Source organism: Terrabacter sp. NPDC000476 (genome assembly GCF_040300125.1).
Classification (GTDB): domain Bacteria; phylum Actinomycetota; class Actinomycetes; order Actinomycetales; family Dermatophilaceae; genus Terrabacter.
Window position 1 is genome coordinate 630,368 of the sequence record NZ_JBEPDF010000002.1, and the last position, 18,920, is coordinate 649,287.

An 18,920-nucleotide genomic window follows, 5' to 3' on the forward strand; every position below is an offset into this window, starting at 1 on the left:
GCCGACGACCGGGAGCCGCTCGTGAAGAAGGGCGCGCCCCCCTCGATCCCCGGCCTCGTGTTCGTCCAGCCGCTCGGCTCGGGCGGCTACGCCGACGTGTTCCTCTACGAGCAGCAGAGCCCCCGGATGCCGGTGGCCGTCAAGGTGCTCAAGTCCGAGGGCCTCACCGACGCGCTGCGCGCGCAGTTCGTCGAGGAGGCCGACACGATGGCCGCCCTCGGCGACCACCCCTACATCGTGCAGGTGTTCCGCGCCGGCACGTCCGACGACGGCCGTCCCTACCTCGTCATGAAGTACTACCCGCCGCCCAACCTGGCGATGCGGGCCCGGGCCGAGCGCTTCTCCGTCGAGGACGTGCTGCGCACCGGCATCCAGCTCGCGAGTGCGGTCGAGACGGCCCACCGGGCCCACATCACGCACCGCGACATCAAGCCGGCCAACGTCCTCGTCAGCGCCTACGGCGCTCCGGGCCTCACCGACTTCGGCATCGCCGGCCGCGGTGCGCGGGACGGCGACGCCGAGGCCGAGAGCACCGACGGCGTCGGTGTCTCGGTGCCGTGGGCGGCCCCGGAGGTGCTCTACGGGCAGAGCAACGGTGACGAGCGGGCCGACGTCTACTCGCTCGCGGCCACCCTGTGGCAGCTGCTGGTGGGGCGCTCGCCGTTCGAGGTGCCGGGAGGCGACAACTCGGCATACGCCCTCATGCCACGCATCCGCAGCACCCCGCCGCCGGCGACGGGGCGCCCCGACGTGCCCACCGGCCTCGAGCGCCTGCTCGCGCAGGCGATGGCCAAGGACCCGTCCCACCGCCCGTCGTCGGCGCTCGAGCTGGCCCGCGCCCTGCAGGCCGTCGAGCAGCAGCAGCGCCTCGCGCGCACCCCCATCGTCGTGCTCGACGAGCAGGGTCACACGACGCTCGTCAGCCAGACGTCGGGCTCGCCGACCGGATCCGGCGTCGAGGACGACGACCGCACCCGGATCAAGGCACCGCAGACCGTCGTCGCGCAGCCGGCCCCGCCCGCGGCGCCCGCAGCCGGGCCGAGCGGCGCCTCGACGCTCGACGAGGCGACGCGTCGCCGTTCGGACGCGACGGCCGGACGCTGGTCGCCCGCCCCGATGCCCGTGGCCGGCCCCCGTGGCGGGTCCGCGGGCGCGGCGGCCACGGCCGCCGGTGCCTCCGCACCCGTGCGCTCCTCGGCGGCCACCGACCCCGTCACGAGCCTCACGGCGCCGCTGCACTCCGACGGGGTCGACGAGGCCACCGTGCGCCGGGCGGCCGGCACCGCCTCGGAGGCCCCGGTCGCCCAGCCGTCGTCGTCGGGCTCCGTGCTCGGCCGGCCCGCCGTGCTCTGGAGCCTCCTCGGCAGCGTCGCCGTGCTCGCGGCGCTCGTCCTCTTCCTCGTGCTGCGCCCCGAGCCCGCGTCACCGGTCACGGTGGACCCGCCCCGCCCGAGCGCCACCGTGTCGATGCCGGGTGACGACAGCGCGATCGGTGACGGCGTCTTCGACAAGCCCACCATCGAGGCGACGTCCGCCGACGGACGGGTCTCCTTCAGCTGGAGCTACCCGAACGCCTCGAAGAAGGACACCTTCCGGGTGTCCTACGCGGCGAAGGCGGGCGACGTGGGCAACCGCGACCGCTCCCGCACCGTCTCGGTCGCGGCCCGCTCGTTCACGGTCAAGGCCCAGAAGGGCCGGCAGGTGTGCGCGTCGGTCGTCGTCGTGCGTGCCGGCCAGGGCTCGCCGGGCGCCGACCCGCAGTGCGAGACCGCCCGATGAGCAGGCGTGCACCGAGGGGCGCGGCCTGACCGAGCGCACGACGAGGTGGCCGGTTGAGTACGCGTGCGGTCGACGATGCCCCGCACTTGTAGGCAAAGTCGTGACATACGCACCAAACCACCACAGACTTACGTAACAAAACACCACGGCACTCGTTCACCCGGGTGCCGGCCGGTGTGTCGACAGGGATAAGGGGACCTGATCGTGATCCACAGCAAGGTGACCGTCGTGTTCTGCGGCGAGGAGCACTCCGTGTCACCCGAGTCCGGCCTGACGATCGGCCGCAGCGGCGACGTCGAGGTGGACGACAACCCCTACCTGCACCGCACCTTCCTCGTCGTCTCGTTCGAGAACGGGTTCTGGTGGCTCTCCAACACCGGGTCGACGCTGACGGCGACGGTCGCCGACGAGCAGGGCCTCTTCCAGGCCTGGCTCAACCCCGGCGCGAAGATCCCCCTCGCCATGAAGAAGCTCATCGTCTGGTTCACGGCCGGCCCGACGACCTACGACTTCGAGATCCACGTCGCGAGCCCGGCGTTCAAGTCCGTCACCTCCGACGCGCCCGAGCCCGGTGACGACGAGGTCGGCGCGGCCACCGTGGGACGCGTGTCGTTCACGCCCGACCAGAAGCTGCTCGTCGTCGCGCTGTGCGAGCCGTTCCTCCGCAGGCGTGAAGCGGGTACGAGCCAGATACCCTCCTCCGCCGCGGCCGCCGAGAGACTCGGCTGGACCCTGACCCGTTTCAACCGCAAGCTCGACAACGTGTGCCAGAAGCTCGCCGACGCGGGAACGCGTGGCCTGCACGGTGGCGTCGGAAAGCTCGCGACCAACCGCAAGGCCCGGCTCGTCGAGCACGCACTCTCGACGCAGCTCGTCTCGGAGGACGATCTCGCCCTGCTCGACGCCCCGGCCGATGCGACCGACCAGATCCACCAGACCGCAGAGCACGGGCCAGACGACCGGATGGTCGCGGCCGAACAGGGGAACGCATGAGCACCGCCGCCACCAAGCGACGGGTCGGGATCGTCTCGACCGTCGTCGTTGCCCTTGTCGCGAGTCTGTTGGTGTGGTTCGCGTCGCGGAGTGAGGGTGAGGTCGTGCGCAAGGCCGATCTGAACGACGGCGGGGTGTGGGTGACGAACGCCGAGCAGGCTCGGTTCGGGCGGATCAACAAGCCGGTGGGTCAGCTCGATGTGGGGGTGCTCTCGGACGGGTCGAGCGGGTCGGGTCTGGATGTGTTCCAGGACGGTGCGGCGATCGTGGGGTACTCGCGGGCGAGCAACCAGATCGTGCCGATCAATCCGGCGGAGGGGACGTTGGCGCCGGAGCAGGCGGTGGCGTTGCCGAAGCCGAGCACGGCGACGGGGAACCGGGTGTTCACGGCGCCGTTGGTGGATGTGCGTGGTGGGACGGTCGCGATGATCGATCCGGCCAAGGGTGAGGTGCGCGCGCAGCGGGTGGATGTGCGGGCGGGTGTGGCGGGTCTGGACGGGTTGCAGACGCAGGCCAAGCCGTTGGTGAAGGTCGGGGGCAACGCGGCGGTCGCGGTCGGTGTGGACGGTTCGGTGTATGCGGTGTCGGCCGAGCTGGGCACGGTGACGGTGCTGAGGGTGGCGGGTGAGGGTTTCGCGAAGCCGGTGACGACGAAGCTGGGGTTCACCTCGAAGTCGGCGCAGGTGAGCGCGGTCGGGAGCCACTGGGTGGTGTGGGACTCGGGCACGGGCAAGCTGTACTCGGATGCGTTGGAGGCGCCGGAGCAGCTGTCGGTGGGCAGTGTGGAGCCGGGCAACCCGGCGTTCGCTGCGTTGCAGCAGCCCGGCCCGGATGCGGCGTCGGTGCTGATCCAGGACGAGGGCGCGTTGAGCCAGGTGTCGTTGACGGGTGACTCGCCGACGGTGGGTGGGGTGAAGCTGAGTCAGGTTTCGGCGGGTGGTTCGGCGGGTGATCGTCTGTTCCTGTCGGCTCCGGTGCGCCTGGGTGGGTGTGTGCATGCGGCGTGGGCGGGTGCCTCGAACGTGTTCTACGGCCGTAACTGTGGTTCGCCGGCGGATGCTCCGACGGTGGACCTGGGGGCGATGAAGAAGGGTGTGCGCACCGACGGGGTGAAGCTGCGGGTCAACCGTGGGCTGATCGTGCTGAACGACCTGGACTCCGGTGACGTGTGGGACATCGATCGCAACCGGGTGAAGATCGACAACTGGAACTCGGTGATCCCGCCGCCGCAGACCGATGACAAGAACAAGAAGAAGGACGAGAACCTCGTCGACGACGAGGTGAGTCGCACGCCGCCGAAGGCGCAGCCGGACAACCTGCAGGTGCGTGCGGGTCGTACGTCGACGTTGCACGTGCTGGACAACGACTCGGACTCGCAGGGCTCGATCCTGGCGATCTCGCCGGGCGACGTGTCGCAGCCGGCGCAGGACGGCATCAGCACGAGCGCCTCGGCGGACGGCCAGACCGTGCAGGTCTCGGTGCCGGAGGAGGCGAGCGGGTCGTTCTCCTTCGACTACACCGTCAACAACGGCACGACCGCCAAGAACGGCCGCGCCACGGCCAAGGTCACGGTCCGCATCGTCGGCGACGACGTCAACACCGCGCCGAGGCTGCGCACCGGTCAGGCCAGGCTGGCCCGCGCGAAGTACCCCGTCGTCGCGAGCGGCTCGGTGCGGGTCGGGGTCGTCGCCGACTGGCGCGACGCCGAGAACGACCCGATCCAGGTCGCCGCCCTCGACCCCGCGAGCACGGGTGTCGACGGCTCGGGTGCGCTCACCGTCAAGGCGAGGGCCGACAAGGGCGACCAGGTCGTCGAGTACCAGGTCGACGACGGCCGCGGCGGTATCGCCAAGGACTCGGTGACCCTCGACGTGCTGGGCGAGCAGGACGGCAAGGCGGTGCCGCCGAGGACCCAGCCGGACGTGCTGCGCGCCGTCGTCGGCAAGCCGGTGCAGCTGCAGCCGCTCGGCAACGACATCGCCGGCGCCGACCCGACCGACCCCGAGGCGCGCATGCGCCTCGCGCAGGAGGTCAAGGGCCCGGGCCAGCTCACCATCGACACGAACCTCGACACGAGCGTGCTCACCGTGACCGGGCAGACCCCCGGCACCTCGACGATCACGTATGCCGCCCAGGTCGGTTCCGGGGTCAGCGTCGGGCGGGTGCGGGTCGACATCCTGCCGAACCCCTCGCCCGACCTGCCGCCGGTCGCCACCCCGGACAGCGCGGTCGTGCGCGGCCAGACGCCGGTCATCGCCGACGTGCTCTCCAACGACTACAGCCCCCGCAGCGACGTGCTCGTCGTGCAGCGGGTCGTCACGGGCGACGCGTGGCTCCGGGTCTCCGTCGTGCAGGGCCGCTGGGTGCGCGTCGAGCCGACCGCACCCCTCGACGGCAGCTCCCAGCGGCGCGGCACGGTCACCTACACGATCAGCGACGGCACGAAGACGGCCGTCGGGCAGCTCTCCGTCGTGCAGAAGCCCGAGCCCAAGGACAAGGTCCTGCCCACCGTCGTCGACGACGTCGCGACCGTGCGGGTCGGCGACGCCGTGACGATCCCGGTGCTCGACAACGACTCGATGAGCGAGGGCATCCCGCTCAAGCTGGACCCCGCGGGCGTCAAGGTGCTCTCGGGCGGCGGGCAGGCGTTCGCCTCGGGCACCGTCGTGCGCTACGTGCCGGAGCAGGGCGCCCAGACCGGCCCGAAGTCGGCGATCCTGGAGTACGCGACCTATCCCGAGGGCCTGCGCGCGCGAGCCGTCACGGGCCGGGTCGCGGTCACGATCAACGCGCTGCCCGATGCCGTCAAGAACCCGAACCGGCCGCCGTCGGCCCGCAGCTTCTCGGCGAGCGTCACGGCCGGTGACACCCTCTCCATCACCGTGCCGACGAGCGGCGTCGACCCCGACGGCGACCTCACCTTCGTCAGCGGCATCGTCGGCGAGGACGGCCAGGCCGTCGACCTCGAGCTCGGACGCGTGCTCGGCTTCGGCGCGGCGACGATCCGCTACGAGGCCTACCCCCGCAGTGCCGGCACCGAGGTCATCCGCTACGAGCTGCGCGACCGCTTCGGCGGCACGAGCGAGGGCTTCGTCCGGGTCGGGGTCGTCCAGCCGGGCGACCCGCAGCCCCCGGTCGCCGTCGAGGACGACGTGGTGGCGGCACCGGGCCGCACGGTCCACGCCGACGTGCTCGCCAACGACCTCATCGCCGCCGGCGACTCGGTCTCGTTCGTCGACCTGTCGACGCTCAACGAGCCCGACGTCCTCAAGGACTTCCAGCGCCAGAAGGACGACACCTTCAAGGTCGTCGCCCCCGACGACGGCCCGGCCAAGGTGCTCACCTACGGCATCACCGACGGCCTCTTCGACGCGTCGAAGTCGACGCTCACGGTCCGCGGCCAGAAGGACTTCAACAACCCGCCCGTGGCGGTGGACGACACGGCGGTCGCCAAGCAGGGCGACACCTCCGTCCTCGTCGACGCGCTCGCCAACGACCGCGACCTCGACGGCGACCAGGCCACGCTGAAGATCACGAAGTTCGTCGGCGACGGCGTGACCCGCGAGGGGCGCAAGCTGCGCATCCAGCTGCGCCCGCAGGCCCGCGTCGTGCCCTACGTCATCGAGGACGCCGACGGCGCCACGGCGATGGCACTCATCTACGTGCCGGCCGGCTCGAACGGCGCACCGTTCGTCGTCGAGGGCAAGGTCGTCACGATGGGCGCCGACTCCACGGTGACGCTCCCTCTCGGCGACTACGTCACCGACCCCCGCGGCGGCACGGTCAAGGTCACCTCGCCCGACACCGTGTCGACCTCGCCGTCGGCGGACCTCCAGGCCGCCGTCGTCTCGGGCACCGAGCTCAGGCTGACGTCGACGAACGGCTACGTCGGCCCGGCCGCGCTCATGCTCGAGGTCACCAACGCGACCAGCCCGTCCGACAAGGCCGGGCGCACGACGTACGTCACGCTGCCGGTGCAGATCGGGCCCGACGTGCCGGTGCTGCGTTGCCCGAGCCACGAGGTCCGCCTCGTCGCCGACGGCCCCGCCCGCAGCTTCGACATCCCGCGGCTGTGCCACGCGTGGCTGCCGACCGGCATGGACACGAGCACGGCTCGCTACGAGGCGAGCTGGGACCCCGGCATCGACCGGGTCGACCTCAGCCAGGCCGGCGCCGGCGGCCGCCAGGTCGTGCTGCAGGCCCAGCCCGCCGCGCAGGAGGGCGCGACCGGTTCGGTCACCGTCAGGGCCCGCGGGGGCGCCGACTCCTTCAAGATCAAGGTCCGCGTCGTCAGCTCGCCGCCCGGCGCCACCCTCCGCCCGGTGCGGGTCGAGGGGCTCATCGCGGGCACGAGCCGCACCGTCAACCTGGCCCAGTTCCTCGACAGCCCGCTGTCGGCGCCGCAGTGCGCCATCACCTCGGCGAGCGTGCGCAGCGGCACCGGCGTCTCGGTGTCGCAGCGCGGCTGCCAGCTGACCGTCTCGGCCTCCGACCGGGGCCGCGGCGAGGCGCGCATCCGCGTCTCGGCGACCGACGCGCCGGGTCGGCCGCCGGCATCGGGCGAGGTCTCGGTCAGCGTGCGCAGCAAGCCCGACCCGATGGCTGCTCCCGTCGCGGTCGCCGACCGCATCCTCGGCAGCAGCGCCCGCGTCGACTGGCGACCGCCCCCCTACGACGGCGGCCTGCCGATCCAGGGCTACGAGGTCACGGCCGTCGGACCCGGTGGGGGCACCACCGCGTGCAGCGCGGCGCCCTGCACCGTCGAGGGGCTGGCCAACGGCAAGGACTACACGTTCACCGTCCGCAGCCGCAACGCGGTCGGCTGGTCCGACCCCAGCCCGGCGAGCAACACGGTGCGGCCCGACACCAAGCCGAAGGCGACGTCGATCACCGACATCACCCCGGGCGACCGCCGGCTGACCGTCCGCTGGGCCGAGCCGCAGAACGAGGGCAGCCCGGTCGTCACCTACCGCGTGCAGTGGATCAACATCGGCGGCGACGCCGGCGCCACCAGCCAGGCCACCGTGGCAGCCCCGGCGCTCAGCAAGCTGCTGGGCGGGCTCGTCAACAACGACGCCTACGCGGTGCGCGTGCAGGCCGCGAACGGCGCCGGCTACGGCCCGTTCGGCCCGCAGGTCAAGGCGCAGTCGTTCGGCAAGCCGGCGGCCGTGCCGGCCCCGAAGCTCGCGCCCCGCGACCCCGTGCCGGGGGCCGCGAACGCGCAGGTGACGATCCGCTGGGCGGCGACCGACCCGAACGGGCCGCCCATCACCGGCTACGAGGTCTTCCGTCGCACGGGGGGCGGGGCGTGGACGAGCATCGCGACCCGCTCCGGCGGCCAGTCCCGTGTCGTCAGCGACACCATCCCCTACGAGGGCCAGACGGTGCAGTACGCCGTGGCAGCCACCAACGGCGGCGGGGCGACCTCCGACCGGGCCAACTTCGCCGGCTACACGGCCAACGGCTACCCCGACAAGCCGGCCATTGGTGGGGCCTCGACCCCGAGGTCCGACCAGACGGCCGAGGTCAGCTACTCGATCGGGGCGGCGCACGCCGGAGGCGGCCAGCGCGTCACGTACTCGACCTCGAGCGGCGCGAGCGGCAGCTTCGCCTGCGCGTCCGGCTCGTGCACGCAGCAGACGGGCAAGCTGCCCGTGGGTCCGCAGACGATCACGGTGACGACGTGCAACAGCGCCGGCCTGTGCCAGACCTCGGGCTCCGCGTCGATCACCCCCTACGGCAAGACCCAGGGCGTGCCGAACCTGCGCGAGTCGCACGACGACCACACCATCACGTTCCGGTGGGACGCGGCCTCGAGCAACGGCCGACCGGTCACGGGCTACGAGATCGACGGCGACCGCACCGCCACGGTCGGGGCCGGCACCCGCGAGACGACGTTCGACGGGCTGCCGTACTCGACGTCGAAGCGGATCCGCGTGCGCGCCATCGCCCAGGACTCCGGTCCCGGTCCGTGGACCGACTTCGTGTCGGGCCGCACGAACGACGCGCCGCCCCCGCCCGCGCCCAAGGTCGACTCCGTCTACCACGGCACCCGGACCGGCTCGGTCACGGGCTGTGAGAACGGGGACTGCTACCGCATCGGCTACACGCTCTCGAACTTCCAGGGCGACATCAGCTGCTTCATCACGACCGACACGTATCCCGGCGACTTCCCGTACAGCTACGACGACGGCACCCGCGGGTCTCACCAGCCCACCAACGGCCCCAACGAGTCGACGAAGTTCTACGGCTTCGGCAACGGCTACGTCACGGTCCAGTGCACGGGCAGCAACGGCACCGACTCGTTCACGGCCAGACCCTGGGGCTGGTGAACCCGGCGCCCGACCGGAACCGATCCCCCCACCCACCGACGCACGCACGCAGCACGCACGCACCACCCACCACCACAGGAGAGACCCGCACCATGAGCGTCACCGACCAGAGCTCGCACAGCACGCCGAGCACGCAGATCACCCAGGAGCAGGTCACCTGGTTCGCGCACACCTTCGACCAGCTCGTCGGCAACATCGAGAAGGCCGTCCTCGGCAAGCAGCACGTCACGCGCCTCGCGCTGACCTGCCTGCTCTCCGAGGGCCACATGCTCCTCGAGGACTTCCCCGGCACCGGCAAGACCCAGCTCGCGCGCGCCCTCTCGGCGACGGTGCAGGGCACGCACAGCCGCATCCAGTTCACCCCCGACCTGCTGCCCTCCGACGTCACCGGCGTGACGATTTACGAGCCGACGAAGCAGAGCTTCGAGTTCCACCCCGGCCCGATCTTCGCGACCATCGTGCTCGCAGACGAGATCAACCGCGCTTCGCCGAAGACGCAGTCGGCGCTGCTCGAGGTCATGGAGGAGGGTCGGGTCACCATCGACGGCAAGCCGCACTCGGTCGGCGAGCCCTTCATGGTCATCGCGACGCAGAACCCCATCGAGCAGGCCGGCACCTACCGCCTCCCCGAGGCCCAGCTCGACCGCTTCCTCATGAAGGCGAGCGTCGGCTACCCCGACCACGAGGCGACCATCGCCGTGCTCGCCGACGCGAAGACGCGCGACCGCGCCAAGACGCTGAGCCCGCTCATCGCGAGCAACGTCATCGTCGAGATGAGCAAGCTCGCCGACGAGGTGCACGTCGACCCGGCCATCCTCGGCTACGTCAGCCGCATCGCCGAGGAGTCGCGCCGCCACCCCTCGCTCAAGCTCGGCCTCTCGGTCCGCGGATGCCTCGCCTACGTGCGCTGCGCCAAGACGTGGGCCGCGAGCCAGGGCCGCACCTACGTCATCCCCGACGACATCAAGCTGCTCGCCGAGCCGGTGCTGAGCCACCGCCTGCTGCTCGGCGCGGAGGCCCAGTTCGCCGGCACGACCGTCGAGCACGTCATCGACTCGATCCTCGGCGACATCGCGCCGCCGGCCGAGCGCGCCTCGGCCTGAGCAGGACCGCACACGACCAAGGGGATCGCATGACCCAGCAGGACCAGCAGGCCGCGCGGCCACGCCGTGGCAGCCGCTTCCGTATGCCGTCACGCCGGCCCGCGCCCGCCGGCGCGGGAGCGCCGTCGGCGCCGTCGCAGACCGGTGGGCTCGTGCGTGCCGTGTCGGGCACGACGAGCCGCGGCATCCGGCAGATCACGCAGCCGCTGACGCGCGGCCTCGAGCAGGTGGCCGGCCAGACCGAGGGCGTGTGGCGGCCGGTCGCCGGCATCCTGCGGTGGGTCTCGCCGCTCGGCTGGACGATCCTCGCGCTCGGCGTGGCCTGCTGGGTCGTCGGCGTCCGGTGGGGCTGGACCGAGCTGCTCATGGTGGCGGCCGCGGCCCTGGTCCTCTTCGCGATCTGCCTCGTGCTCGCGCTCGGCCGCACCAAGGTCCGGATCGTCGCCGAGGTCGACCCCCGCCGCGTCGTCGTCGGCGAGCCGGCGACCGGCCGCATCCTCGTCACGAACGAGGCGCGCACGCCGATGCTGCCGATCCTCGTCGAGCTGCCCGTCGGGCTGTCGGCCGCCCGCTTCGTGCTGCCGGCCCTGACGCCGGGCAACGCCCACGAGGAGCTCTTCGTCGTGCCGACCTCGCGCCGCGGCGTCATCCAGGTGGGTCCGGCCACGACCGTGCAGGGCGACCCGCTCGGGCTGATGCGCCGCCAGCTGACGTGGACCGAGCGCACCGAGCTGTTCGTCCACCCCCGCACGGTCGCCCTCGAGTCGCTCGGCGCCGGCCTGCTCCGCGACCTCGAGGGCAGCACCACCGAGGACGTCTCGATGAGCGACCTCGCCTTCCACGCGCTGCGCGAGTACCAGCCCGGCGACGACCGCCGCTACATCCACTGGCGCAGCTCGGCCAAGGCCGGCAAGCTCCTCGTGCGCCAGTTCCTCGACACGCGCCGGTCGCACGTGACCGTCATCGTCGACCCCGATCCGGAGCAGTACCGCTCGGGACACGGCAAGACCGGTCAGACCGACCGCGACGTCGAGCGCGACGTCATGGCCGCCAACGCCCCGACCGCGATCCAGCGCGACGTCGAGACAGCCATCTCGGTCGGCAGCTCGATCATGGTGCGCGTCATGCTCGACGAGCAGGACTGCACGATCGTCTGCGGCGCGCAGAAGGTGACGAAGTCGGTGCCGCAGGTCGGCCTCGACGCGATGTCCCGCGTCGAGCCCGGTCCCGTCGACCTCTTCGCCACCTCGCTCGACGCCGCCGACCTCGCCCCCGACACGAGCACCTGCTTTCTCGTGACCGGCCCGCACCGGCCGCTCATCGACCTGCAGCGTGCGGCCGGCCAGTTCCAGCCGGAGGTGACGCGCGTCGTCGTCGTCATCGACCCGCAGGCCGACCACGGCATCCGACACGGGGGTGGCCTCGTCATCCTCACCCTGCGCACACTCGAGGACCTCCGCATGCTTCTCGTCTCAGGGGTGGCCCGATGAGCTCCCCGACGCCCACCGGGCCCGCTGGGCCCACCGGGTCGATCTCGGCCCCGCCGCCCTCCGCGCTCGTCACGCCACCGACGGTGGCCGAGCGGCTGCGCACCCAGCTCGGGCGCCTGCGCCCGGCTGTCGCGCACCTCGTCGACGCCGGGTTCACCCTCGTGCTCGTGGGCCTGGCCCTCGTCGGCTTCCGCACCACCTTCTTCGGCCTCGGCTGGCTCTGGGTCGGGCTCGCGGGCCTCGCGCTCGGCCTGCTCGTCTCGCACGTGACGGCGACGTTCCGGGCACCCGGGGTCGTCACCCTGCTCGCGGTCGCGGCGGCATACCTCCTCCTCGGGGGACCGGTCGCGGTGCGCGAGGACCTCCTCGTGGGCTTCGTCCCCTCGGGACAGAGCTTCTCGACGCTCGTGCACATGGCCGTGCCGGGCTGGAAGGAGCTGCTCACCGCGCTGCCCCCGGTCGACTCGGAGGGCCCCTACATGGCGCTGCCCTTCCTCTTCGGCCTCGTCGGCGCCGCGCTCACCTACGGCGTCGCCCGGCGATGGCCCGGCGCCGTCACAGCGCTCGTCGCCCCGGTGCTGCTCCTCGTCGCCTCGATCGTCCTCGGCACCCTGACGCCGGCCGCCGTGCTGCTCCAGGGCGCCGTCTTCGCGCTCGTCGCGATCGGCTGGACGGCGCTGCGCAGCAACCGCAACCGTCCCGCGCTCCAGAACGGCGCCGGCCGCACGACGCGCGCCGTCACGACGGCAGCGCTGCTCGCCGCGGCCACCGTCGGCGGCTTCTTCGTCGGGCCGCACCTGCCGGGCGCCGACGGCACCGAGCGCACCGTCTTCCGCTCCGCCCTCGTCCCGCCGTTCGACGTCACGCAGTACTCGTCGCCGCTCGCCGGCTTCCGCCAGTACACCGAGCCCAACGGCGCCGAGCTCTTCGACAAGACGCTGCTCACGGTCAAGGGCCTGCCGGCCGGGGTGCCGGTGCGCATCGCCGCGCTCGACACCTACGACGGCTTCGTCTGGGGCGCCGGCACGTTCGCCAACGACGGCACCGGCGACGTCCCCGACGGCACGGGGTTCCGCAAGGTCGGCAGCCACATCGCGGCCGAGGGCACCGGCGACCCGGTGACGGCGACGGTCAGCGTGCCGGCCGCCGGCTACGACGACGTGTGGCTGCCGACGTTCGGCACCGTCACCGGCCTCGAGTTCGGTGGGCCGCGGGGCGACCAGCTCTCCGATGACCTGCGCTTCAACGTCGACACCAACACCGGTGTGCTGCCCGAGAAGCTGCAGGCGGGCGACACGTACACCGTCAGCGCGCTGGCCGAGAAGATCGACGCCAGGCTGCCGGCGGAGCTCGACGTCGCCGACGGAACGGTCGTCGACAGCCAGAACCTCACGTTCCTCGACGACAAGATCGCCCCGTGGACCGACCGGGTCGACGGCCAGTGGCAGAAGGTCGTCGCCGTCGCCAAGGCCATGCAGGACGGCGCCTACACCGACGGTGGCGCCCCCGGCGACTACCAGAACGTCTTCCTGCCGGGCCACAGCCTTCGGCGGATGACGCAGTTCATGAAGGCGACGCAGCTGGCCGGCAACGACGAGCAGTTCGCCGCCGCGCTGGCGCTCGTGGCCAACCGCCTCGGCGTCCCGGCCCGGGTCGTCCTGGGGGCCGAGCCCGATGCCGCCGGCGTCGTCAAGGGCAAGGACGTCCACGCGTGGGTCGAGGTGGCCAAGGCCGACGGCTCCTGGCAGCCGATCTACTGGAAGCAGTTCGTGCCGGACCGCAACAAGAAGCCCCAGCAGCTGATCCAGAAGTCCGAGGAGAAGAAGACCGGCGCCCAGGTGCCGCCGCCGTCGGCGAACAACCCGCCGAGCGTCCTGCAGGGCCCCGACCAGGCCCAGAACGCCACGCAGCTGAAGAACCCGCCGAAGGACGACAAGAACCCGCTCGACCCGGACAACTGGCCGGACTGGCTGCGCTACCTCGTCTTCTTCCTCGTCGGCCCCGCGCTCGTCCTGCTGCTCGTCTACGGCGCCATCCGCTTCGCCAAGTGGCTGAGGCGACGGCGTCGGCGCACGACGGGCGGCACCGCCGGCCGGGTCAGCAGCGGGTGGCGCGAGGTCGTCGACACCGCGCGTGACCTGCGGATCCCGCTGCCCGTCAAGGGCACCCGGCTCGAGCAGGCCCGGGCCCTGGAGGAGCACGTGCACGGACCCGCGCCCGAGAAGCCGAGCCCCGTCGTCGACGGCGCGCTCATGGGCGCACCGGTCCCGCCGGCTGCTCCTCCCGCCGCGCCGGCGACGTCGCTGGCGCTGGTGCCGCTCGCCGCCTCGGCCAACGGGCACGTCTTCGACGTCACCGAGCCGACGGCGGAGGAGGTCGACGCCTTCTGGGCCGACGTCGAGACGGCGCGCAGGCGGATCCGCGCGGAGCAGGGCTTCTGGCAGAAGGTGCGCGGCGACGTGTCCCTGCGCACCTTCCGTGACCACCTGCCCTCTGGGGCCGGCCTCGGTCCTGCCCTCGCGCGCACCTCGCGCCGCCAGGGCGGACCGCAGCAGCCCGGCGAAGGCACCGGGGGCACCCGGGGCACCCGGGGCGCCCGGGGCGCTCGGGGCGCTCGGGGCGCGAAGGCGGGCGTCGGCACCGCGGCGCCCGCGGCGACGAGTGCTCGTGCAGCACGGAAGGGCAAGGACGCGTGAAGCTGAAGTTCGTCCTGCGGTCGGGCGACCGCGAGACCGACCTCGTCGCGACGACGGACTCGGCGACCACGGTGGGCGACCTCGCCGCCCACCTGGCGGCGGCCGACCCGCACCGCTCGAGCGCCCTCGGCCTGGAGCAGGCGATGACCCTCGCGCTCGTCGACCAGGACCTGCGGGCCCTCGACCCCCGCGCCACCGTGACCGAGAGCGGCCTGCAGTCGGGCATGCGCGTCTCGGTGACGCGGGCGGGCGAGGGGTTCGTCGACCGGGGGCGGCCGGCCGCGGTCGCCTACATCCGGTCCGGGCCGGAGGCCGGCACCGAGGTCCCGCTCGCGCGCGGGACGGCCTACATCGGCCGGGGGCGCGGGTGCGAGATCCGGCTCACCGACGAGTCGGTGAGCCGGCAGCACGCGAAGCTCGTCGTCGGCGAGGTCGTCGAGGTCGTCGACCTCGGCTCGGCCAACGGCATCACGGCGGGCGGCCAGCAGGTGACGCGCGCCCAGCTCAAGAGCGGCGACGTCGTGCGGCTCGGCGACACCGAGCTCGAGGTGCACCTCGTCGGCGACGGCGCGGTCAGCCGGCCCGGCAGCGGCGTGCTCTCCGGCGACGCCGGCGTCGTCGCGTTCTCGCGCTCGCCGCGCGTGGCCCCGCTCTTCGCGGGCCAGGAGTTCCAGGTGCCCGACCTGCCCGAGCGCGGCAAGCTCATGCCGCTGCCGGTCGTCGCCATGGTCGTGCCGCTGCTCATGGGCATCGTCATGTTCCTCATCACCCGCAGCGCGTTCTCGATCATCTTCATGCTGATGATGCCGATGATGATGGCCGGCACCTTCTACGAGGCCCGGCGCCAGCAGAAGAAGGACTTCGCCCAGGCGATGGTCGACTTCAACGAGGACCTCGGCATCCTCGCCCAGCGCATCCGTGGCTCGCTCGAGCAGGAGGGCCGGGTGCGCCGCGGCGAGCACCCCAGCGGCGAGGACGCCCTGACCGCCGTGCGCGACCGCAGCGCCCTGCTGTGGACGCGCCGACGCGACGGCAACGGCTTCGCCGAGGTGCGCCTCGGCCTCGGCACCCTGGCCTCGCGCTCGTCGATCAAGATGCCCGCGGTCGGCCGCAGCAAGGCCGAGGCCTGGTACGCCGTGAGCGAGCAGCTGAGCGGCCTCGAGGTCGTGCCCGACGTGCCCGTCGTCGCGACGCCCCTGCTCGCCGGCGCGATCGGCATCGCGGGCGCCCGCGCCAACGCGCTCGGGGCCGCCCGGTCGGTCGTGCTGCAGGCGGCCGCCCTCCACTCGCCCGCCGAGCTCGCCGTGTGCGCGTTCGCCTCGGGCAGCTCCGCGCGCGACTGGGACTTCCTCAAGTGGCTGCCGCACACGACGTCGCCGCACAGCCCCGTCGAGGTCGACCACCTGGCGGCGAGCGCGCCGGCGTGCTCGGCGCTCGCCGACGCGCTCGAGGACATCGTCGACGCCAAGGGCAGCCCGCAGGAGCGCGAGGACGCGACGGCAGCCCGCCCCGCCGTGATCGTCCTCGTCGAGGGCGACGCCCCCATCGACCGCAGCCGCCTCGTCGCCCTCGCCGAGCGCGGGCACCGGGCGGGCGTCGTCGTCGTCTGGGTCGCCGAGAGCCAGCAGCTGCTGCCGGCCGCCTGCCAGACCTTCCTCGTCGTCAGCGACGACCACACCTCGCTCGCCGGCTACGTGCACGCCGGGCAGTCGGTGCAGCCCGTCGCGGTCGACCGGGTCGGCTACGACGAGGCCCTCGCCTGCGCCCGCCAGCTCGCCCCCGTCGTCGACGCGGGCGTGCCGGTCGAGGACGCGAGCGACCTGCCCCGCTCGGTCTCGCTGCTCACCCTGACCGGCACCGACCTCGCGAGCTCGGAGGAGGCGGTCATCGAGAAGTGGGGCGAGTCGCGCTCCATCCTCACCGGCCCGTTCGCGCCGGCCGTGCTGCCCCGCAAGCCGGGCAACCTGCGCGCCGTCGTCGGCCAGTCCAGCCAGGGCACCTTCTCGGTCGACATCCGCTCCGACGGCCCGCACGCGCTCGTCGGCGGCACGACGGGTGCCGGCAAGTCCGAGCTGCTGCAGGCGTGGATCCTCGGCATGGCCGCCGCACACTCGCCGCAGCGGGTCACCTTCCTGCTCGTCGACTACAAGGGTGGCTCGGCCTTCCGCGACTGCGTCAAGCTGCCGCACACGGTGGGCCTCGTCACCGACCTCTCGCCCCACCTCGTGCGGCGCGCGCTCGCCTCGCTGGCGGCCGAGCTGCACCACCGCGAGCACCTGCTCGCCCGGCACAAGGCGAAGGACCTCGTCGAGCTCGAGCGCCGCGGCGAGGTCGACGCCCCGCCGTCGCTCATCATCGTCGTCGACGAGTTCGCGGCGCTTGTCCAGGAGGTGCCGGAGTTCGTCGACGGCGTCGTCAACGTCGCCCAGCGCGGGCGCTCGCTCGGGCTGCACCTCATCCTCGCCACGCAGCGGCCCGCCGGCGTCATCAAGGACAACCTGCGCGCCAACACCAACCTGCGCATGGCGCTGCGGATGGCCGACGAGAACGACTCCGACGACGTGCTCGGCTCCAAGGAGGCCGCGTTCTTCGACCCCGCCCTGCCGGGTCGCGCCGTCAGCAAGACCGGCCCCGGCCGGCTCGTCCCCTTCCAGGCCGGGTATGCCGGCGGGTGGACCTCCGACGTGCCGCCGCCGCCCGACATGAAGGTCGAGACGCTCGTCTTCGGCGCCGGCACCCTGTGGGACCCGCCGCAGCGGGTCGGCGGCGACGACGAGGTCGACCTCGGCCCCACCGACATCCAGCGCCTCGTCGGCACGCTCGGGCGCGCGGCCCGGATGGCCGAGCTGCCCAAGCCGCGCCAGCCGTGGCTGCCCGACATGCGGGCCGTATACGACCTCGCCACCCTGCCGACGCAGCGGCGCGACGACGAGCTCGTCTTCGGCGTGGCCGACGACCCCGACAACCAGGCCCAGCCCGAGGTCGCGTTCCGCCCCGACAAGGAGGGCAACATCGCGATCTACGGCACGTCGGGCTCGGGCAAGTCGGTCTTCCTGCGCTCGATCGCGGTCGCGGCCGGCTACACGGTGCGCGGCGGTCCTTGCCACGTCTACGGCCTCGACTTCGGCAACCGCGGTCTCGCGATGCTGGAGGCGCTGCCGCACGTCGGCTCGATCGTGCCGGGCGGCGACCACGAGCGGGTCACGCGACTGCTGCGGATGCTGCGCGCGACGATCGACGAGCGCGCGTCGCGCTACTCCGGGGTCAGCGCCGCGACGATCACCGACTACCGGCGCCTCGCCGGCCGGCCCGACGAGCCGCGCATCCTCGTGCTCATCGACAACATGACCGCCTTCCGGCAGGCCTACGAGGTGGGCGGGCGGTTCCAGTGGCTCGACCTGCTCGCCGGCCTCGCGGCCGACGGCCGTCCCGTGGGCGTGCACTTCGTCATCGCGTCTGACCAGCGCACCGGTCTGCCGACGAACCTCGCGGCCGCCGTGCAGGGCCGGATCATCCTGCGCATGAGCGCCGTCGACGACTACTCGGTCTTCGGCGTGCCGGGCGACGTGCTGACGATGTCGTCGCCACCCGGGCGCGGGCTGATGGCCGGCTCCGAGGTGCAGGTCGCGGTGCTCGGCGGCTCCTCCGACGTCACGGTGCAGGCCGCCGCGGTCGCGGCCTTCGCCGACGCGACCCGCAAGGCCGGCGTGAGCGAGGCCCTGCCGATCGAGAGCCTGGCCGAGGACATCCCGCTCGCCGACCTGCCGCCGGAGCACGGCGGCCGGCCGGTCGTCGGGGTCGCGAGCTCCAGCCTCGAGCCGCACGGCTTCGACCCGAAGGGGACCTTCGTCATCACCGGCCCCTCGGGGTCGGGCCGCACGACGGCGGTGGCGGCCGTGGCGGCCGGGCTCTACCGGTTCAGCTCGGCCTCGGCGCTCTACCTGCTGACGCCGCGCCGCTCCTCCGAGCTGCTCGACCTCGGCATCTGGGCCGAGACGGCCGTGGGCGGCGAGGCGAGCACGGCGCTCGCGAAGCGGCTCGCCGACGAGATCGAGCAGGGCCGCACGACGCGTCCCGTCGCGGTCTTCGTCGAGCGCATCGACGACCTCGCGCCGGCGGGTGCCGAGAACGCCCTCACGGCGCTGGCCAAGGCCTGCGTCGACAACGACCAGCTCGTCGTCGCCGAGGGCGAGGCGGCCTTCTTCAGCAGCAACTTCGGGCTGCAGGCGCTGCTCAAGACCTCCCGGTCCGGGCTCGCGCTGCACCCCGACGGCAACGAGGGGCTCTCGGTCTTCAAGGCCAACCTGCCCCCGCTCAACCGCGCCGAGCTGCCTCCGGGCCGCGGGTTCGTCGTGGAGAAGGGCAAGTTCGAGCTGCTCCAGGTCGGTCGTCCGTGAGGCGGGTAGCCGGTGGGGAGTAGGTGGGGAGTGCTCCCCATCGACACCCGGGGGAGCGTCACTTAGGTTTTTGCTTGTCGACGAAAGCCGCCATCGGGACGAAACCCCCGGAGGGTCGCGGACGTCGAGG

8 protein-coding genes are annotated in these 18,920 nt (G+C 72.8%); 7 read left to right on the plus strand and 1 reads right to left on the minus strand.

Features of this window, described 5'->3' with window-relative positions; genetic code table 11:
• The first annotated feature begins 21 nt into the window (after window positions 1–21).
• Window positions 22–1,779 (plus strand): serine/threonine-protein kinase, encoded by a 1,758-nt coding sequence (locus tag ABT295_RS15355; protein ID WP_352395269.1) that lies wholly within the window; start codon window positions 22–24, stop codon window positions 1,777–1,779.
• 204 nt (window positions 1,780–1,983) lie between these two features.
• Window positions 1,984–2,772 (plus strand): FHA domain-containing protein, encoded by a 789-nt coding sequence (locus ABT295_RS15360; protein ID WP_502991170.1) that lies wholly within the window; start codon window positions 1,984–1,986, stop codon window positions 2,770–2,772.
• Window positions 2,773–2,962: 190 nt separating this feature from the next.
• Here ABT295_RS15360 and ABT295_RS15365 read toward each other — a convergent pair whose 3' ends face one another.
• A complete protein-coding gene (locus ABT295_RS15365; RefSeq protein WP_352395270.1) occupies window positions 2,963–3,505 on the minus strand; it encodes a hypothetical protein in 543 nt (180 codons plus the stop codon).
• A gap of 334 nt (window positions 3,506–3,839) precedes the next feature.
• Here ABT295_RS15365 and ABT295_RS15370 point away from each other — a divergent pair, with 334 nt between their 5' ends.
• From ABT295_RS15370 to ABT295_RS15390, 5 genes are all read left to right on the plus strand, one after another.
• On the plus strand, window positions 3,840–9,104 hold the full coding sequence (locus ABT295_RS15370; RefSeq protein WP_352395271.1) for an Ig-like domain-containing protein: 5,265 nt from the start codon (window positions 3,840–3,842) through the stop codon (window positions 9,102–9,104).
• A 92-nt stretch (window positions 9,105–9,196) separates the two neighbouring features.
• Window positions 9,197–10,207, plus strand: coding sequence for an AAA family ATPase (locus ABT295_RS15375; protein WP_352395272.1), 1,011 nt, complete (start codon window positions 9,197–9,199; stop codon window positions 10,205–10,207).
• A 29-nt stretch (window positions 10,208–10,236) separates the two neighbouring features.
• Window positions 10,237–11,697: a DUF58 domain-containing protein gene (locus ABT295_RS15380; RefSeq protein ID WP_352395273.1), complete on the plus strand. Its 1,461-nt coding sequence runs from the start codon at window positions 10,237–10,239 to the stop codon at window positions 11,695–11,697.
• Window positions 11,694–14,393 (plus strand): transglutaminase family protein, encoded by a 2,700-nt coding sequence (locus ABT295_RS15385; protein WP_352395274.1) that lies wholly within the window; start codon window positions 11,694–11,696, stop codon window positions 14,391–14,393. The genes ABT295_RS15380 and ABT295_RS15385 overlap by 4 nt, the downstream gene beginning before the upstream one ends.
• Window positions 14,390–18,790 (plus strand): type VII secretion EssC family protein, encoded by a 4,401-nt coding sequence (locus ABT295_RS15390; RefSeq protein ID WP_352395275.1) that lies wholly within the window; start codon window positions 14,390–14,392, stop codon window positions 18,788–18,790. Before ABT295_RS15385 ends, ABT295_RS15390 begins: the two co-directional genes overlap by 4 nt.
• Window positions 18,791–18,920: the final 130 nt, after the last annotated feature.

Coding starts and splice junctions, on each gene's coding strand:
- ABT295_RS15375 (WP_352395272.1), top strand. CDS start 9,197: ATGAGCGTCACCGACCAGAGCTCGCACAGCACGCCGAGCACGCAGATC.
- ABT295_RS15380 (WP_352395273.1), top strand. CDS start 10,237: ATGACCCAGCAGGACCAGCAGGCCGCGCGGCCACGCCGTGGCAGCCGC.
- ABT295_RS15385 (WP_352395274.1), top strand. CDS start 11,694: ATGAGCTCCCCGACGCCCACCGGGCCCGCTGGGCCCACCGGGTCGATC.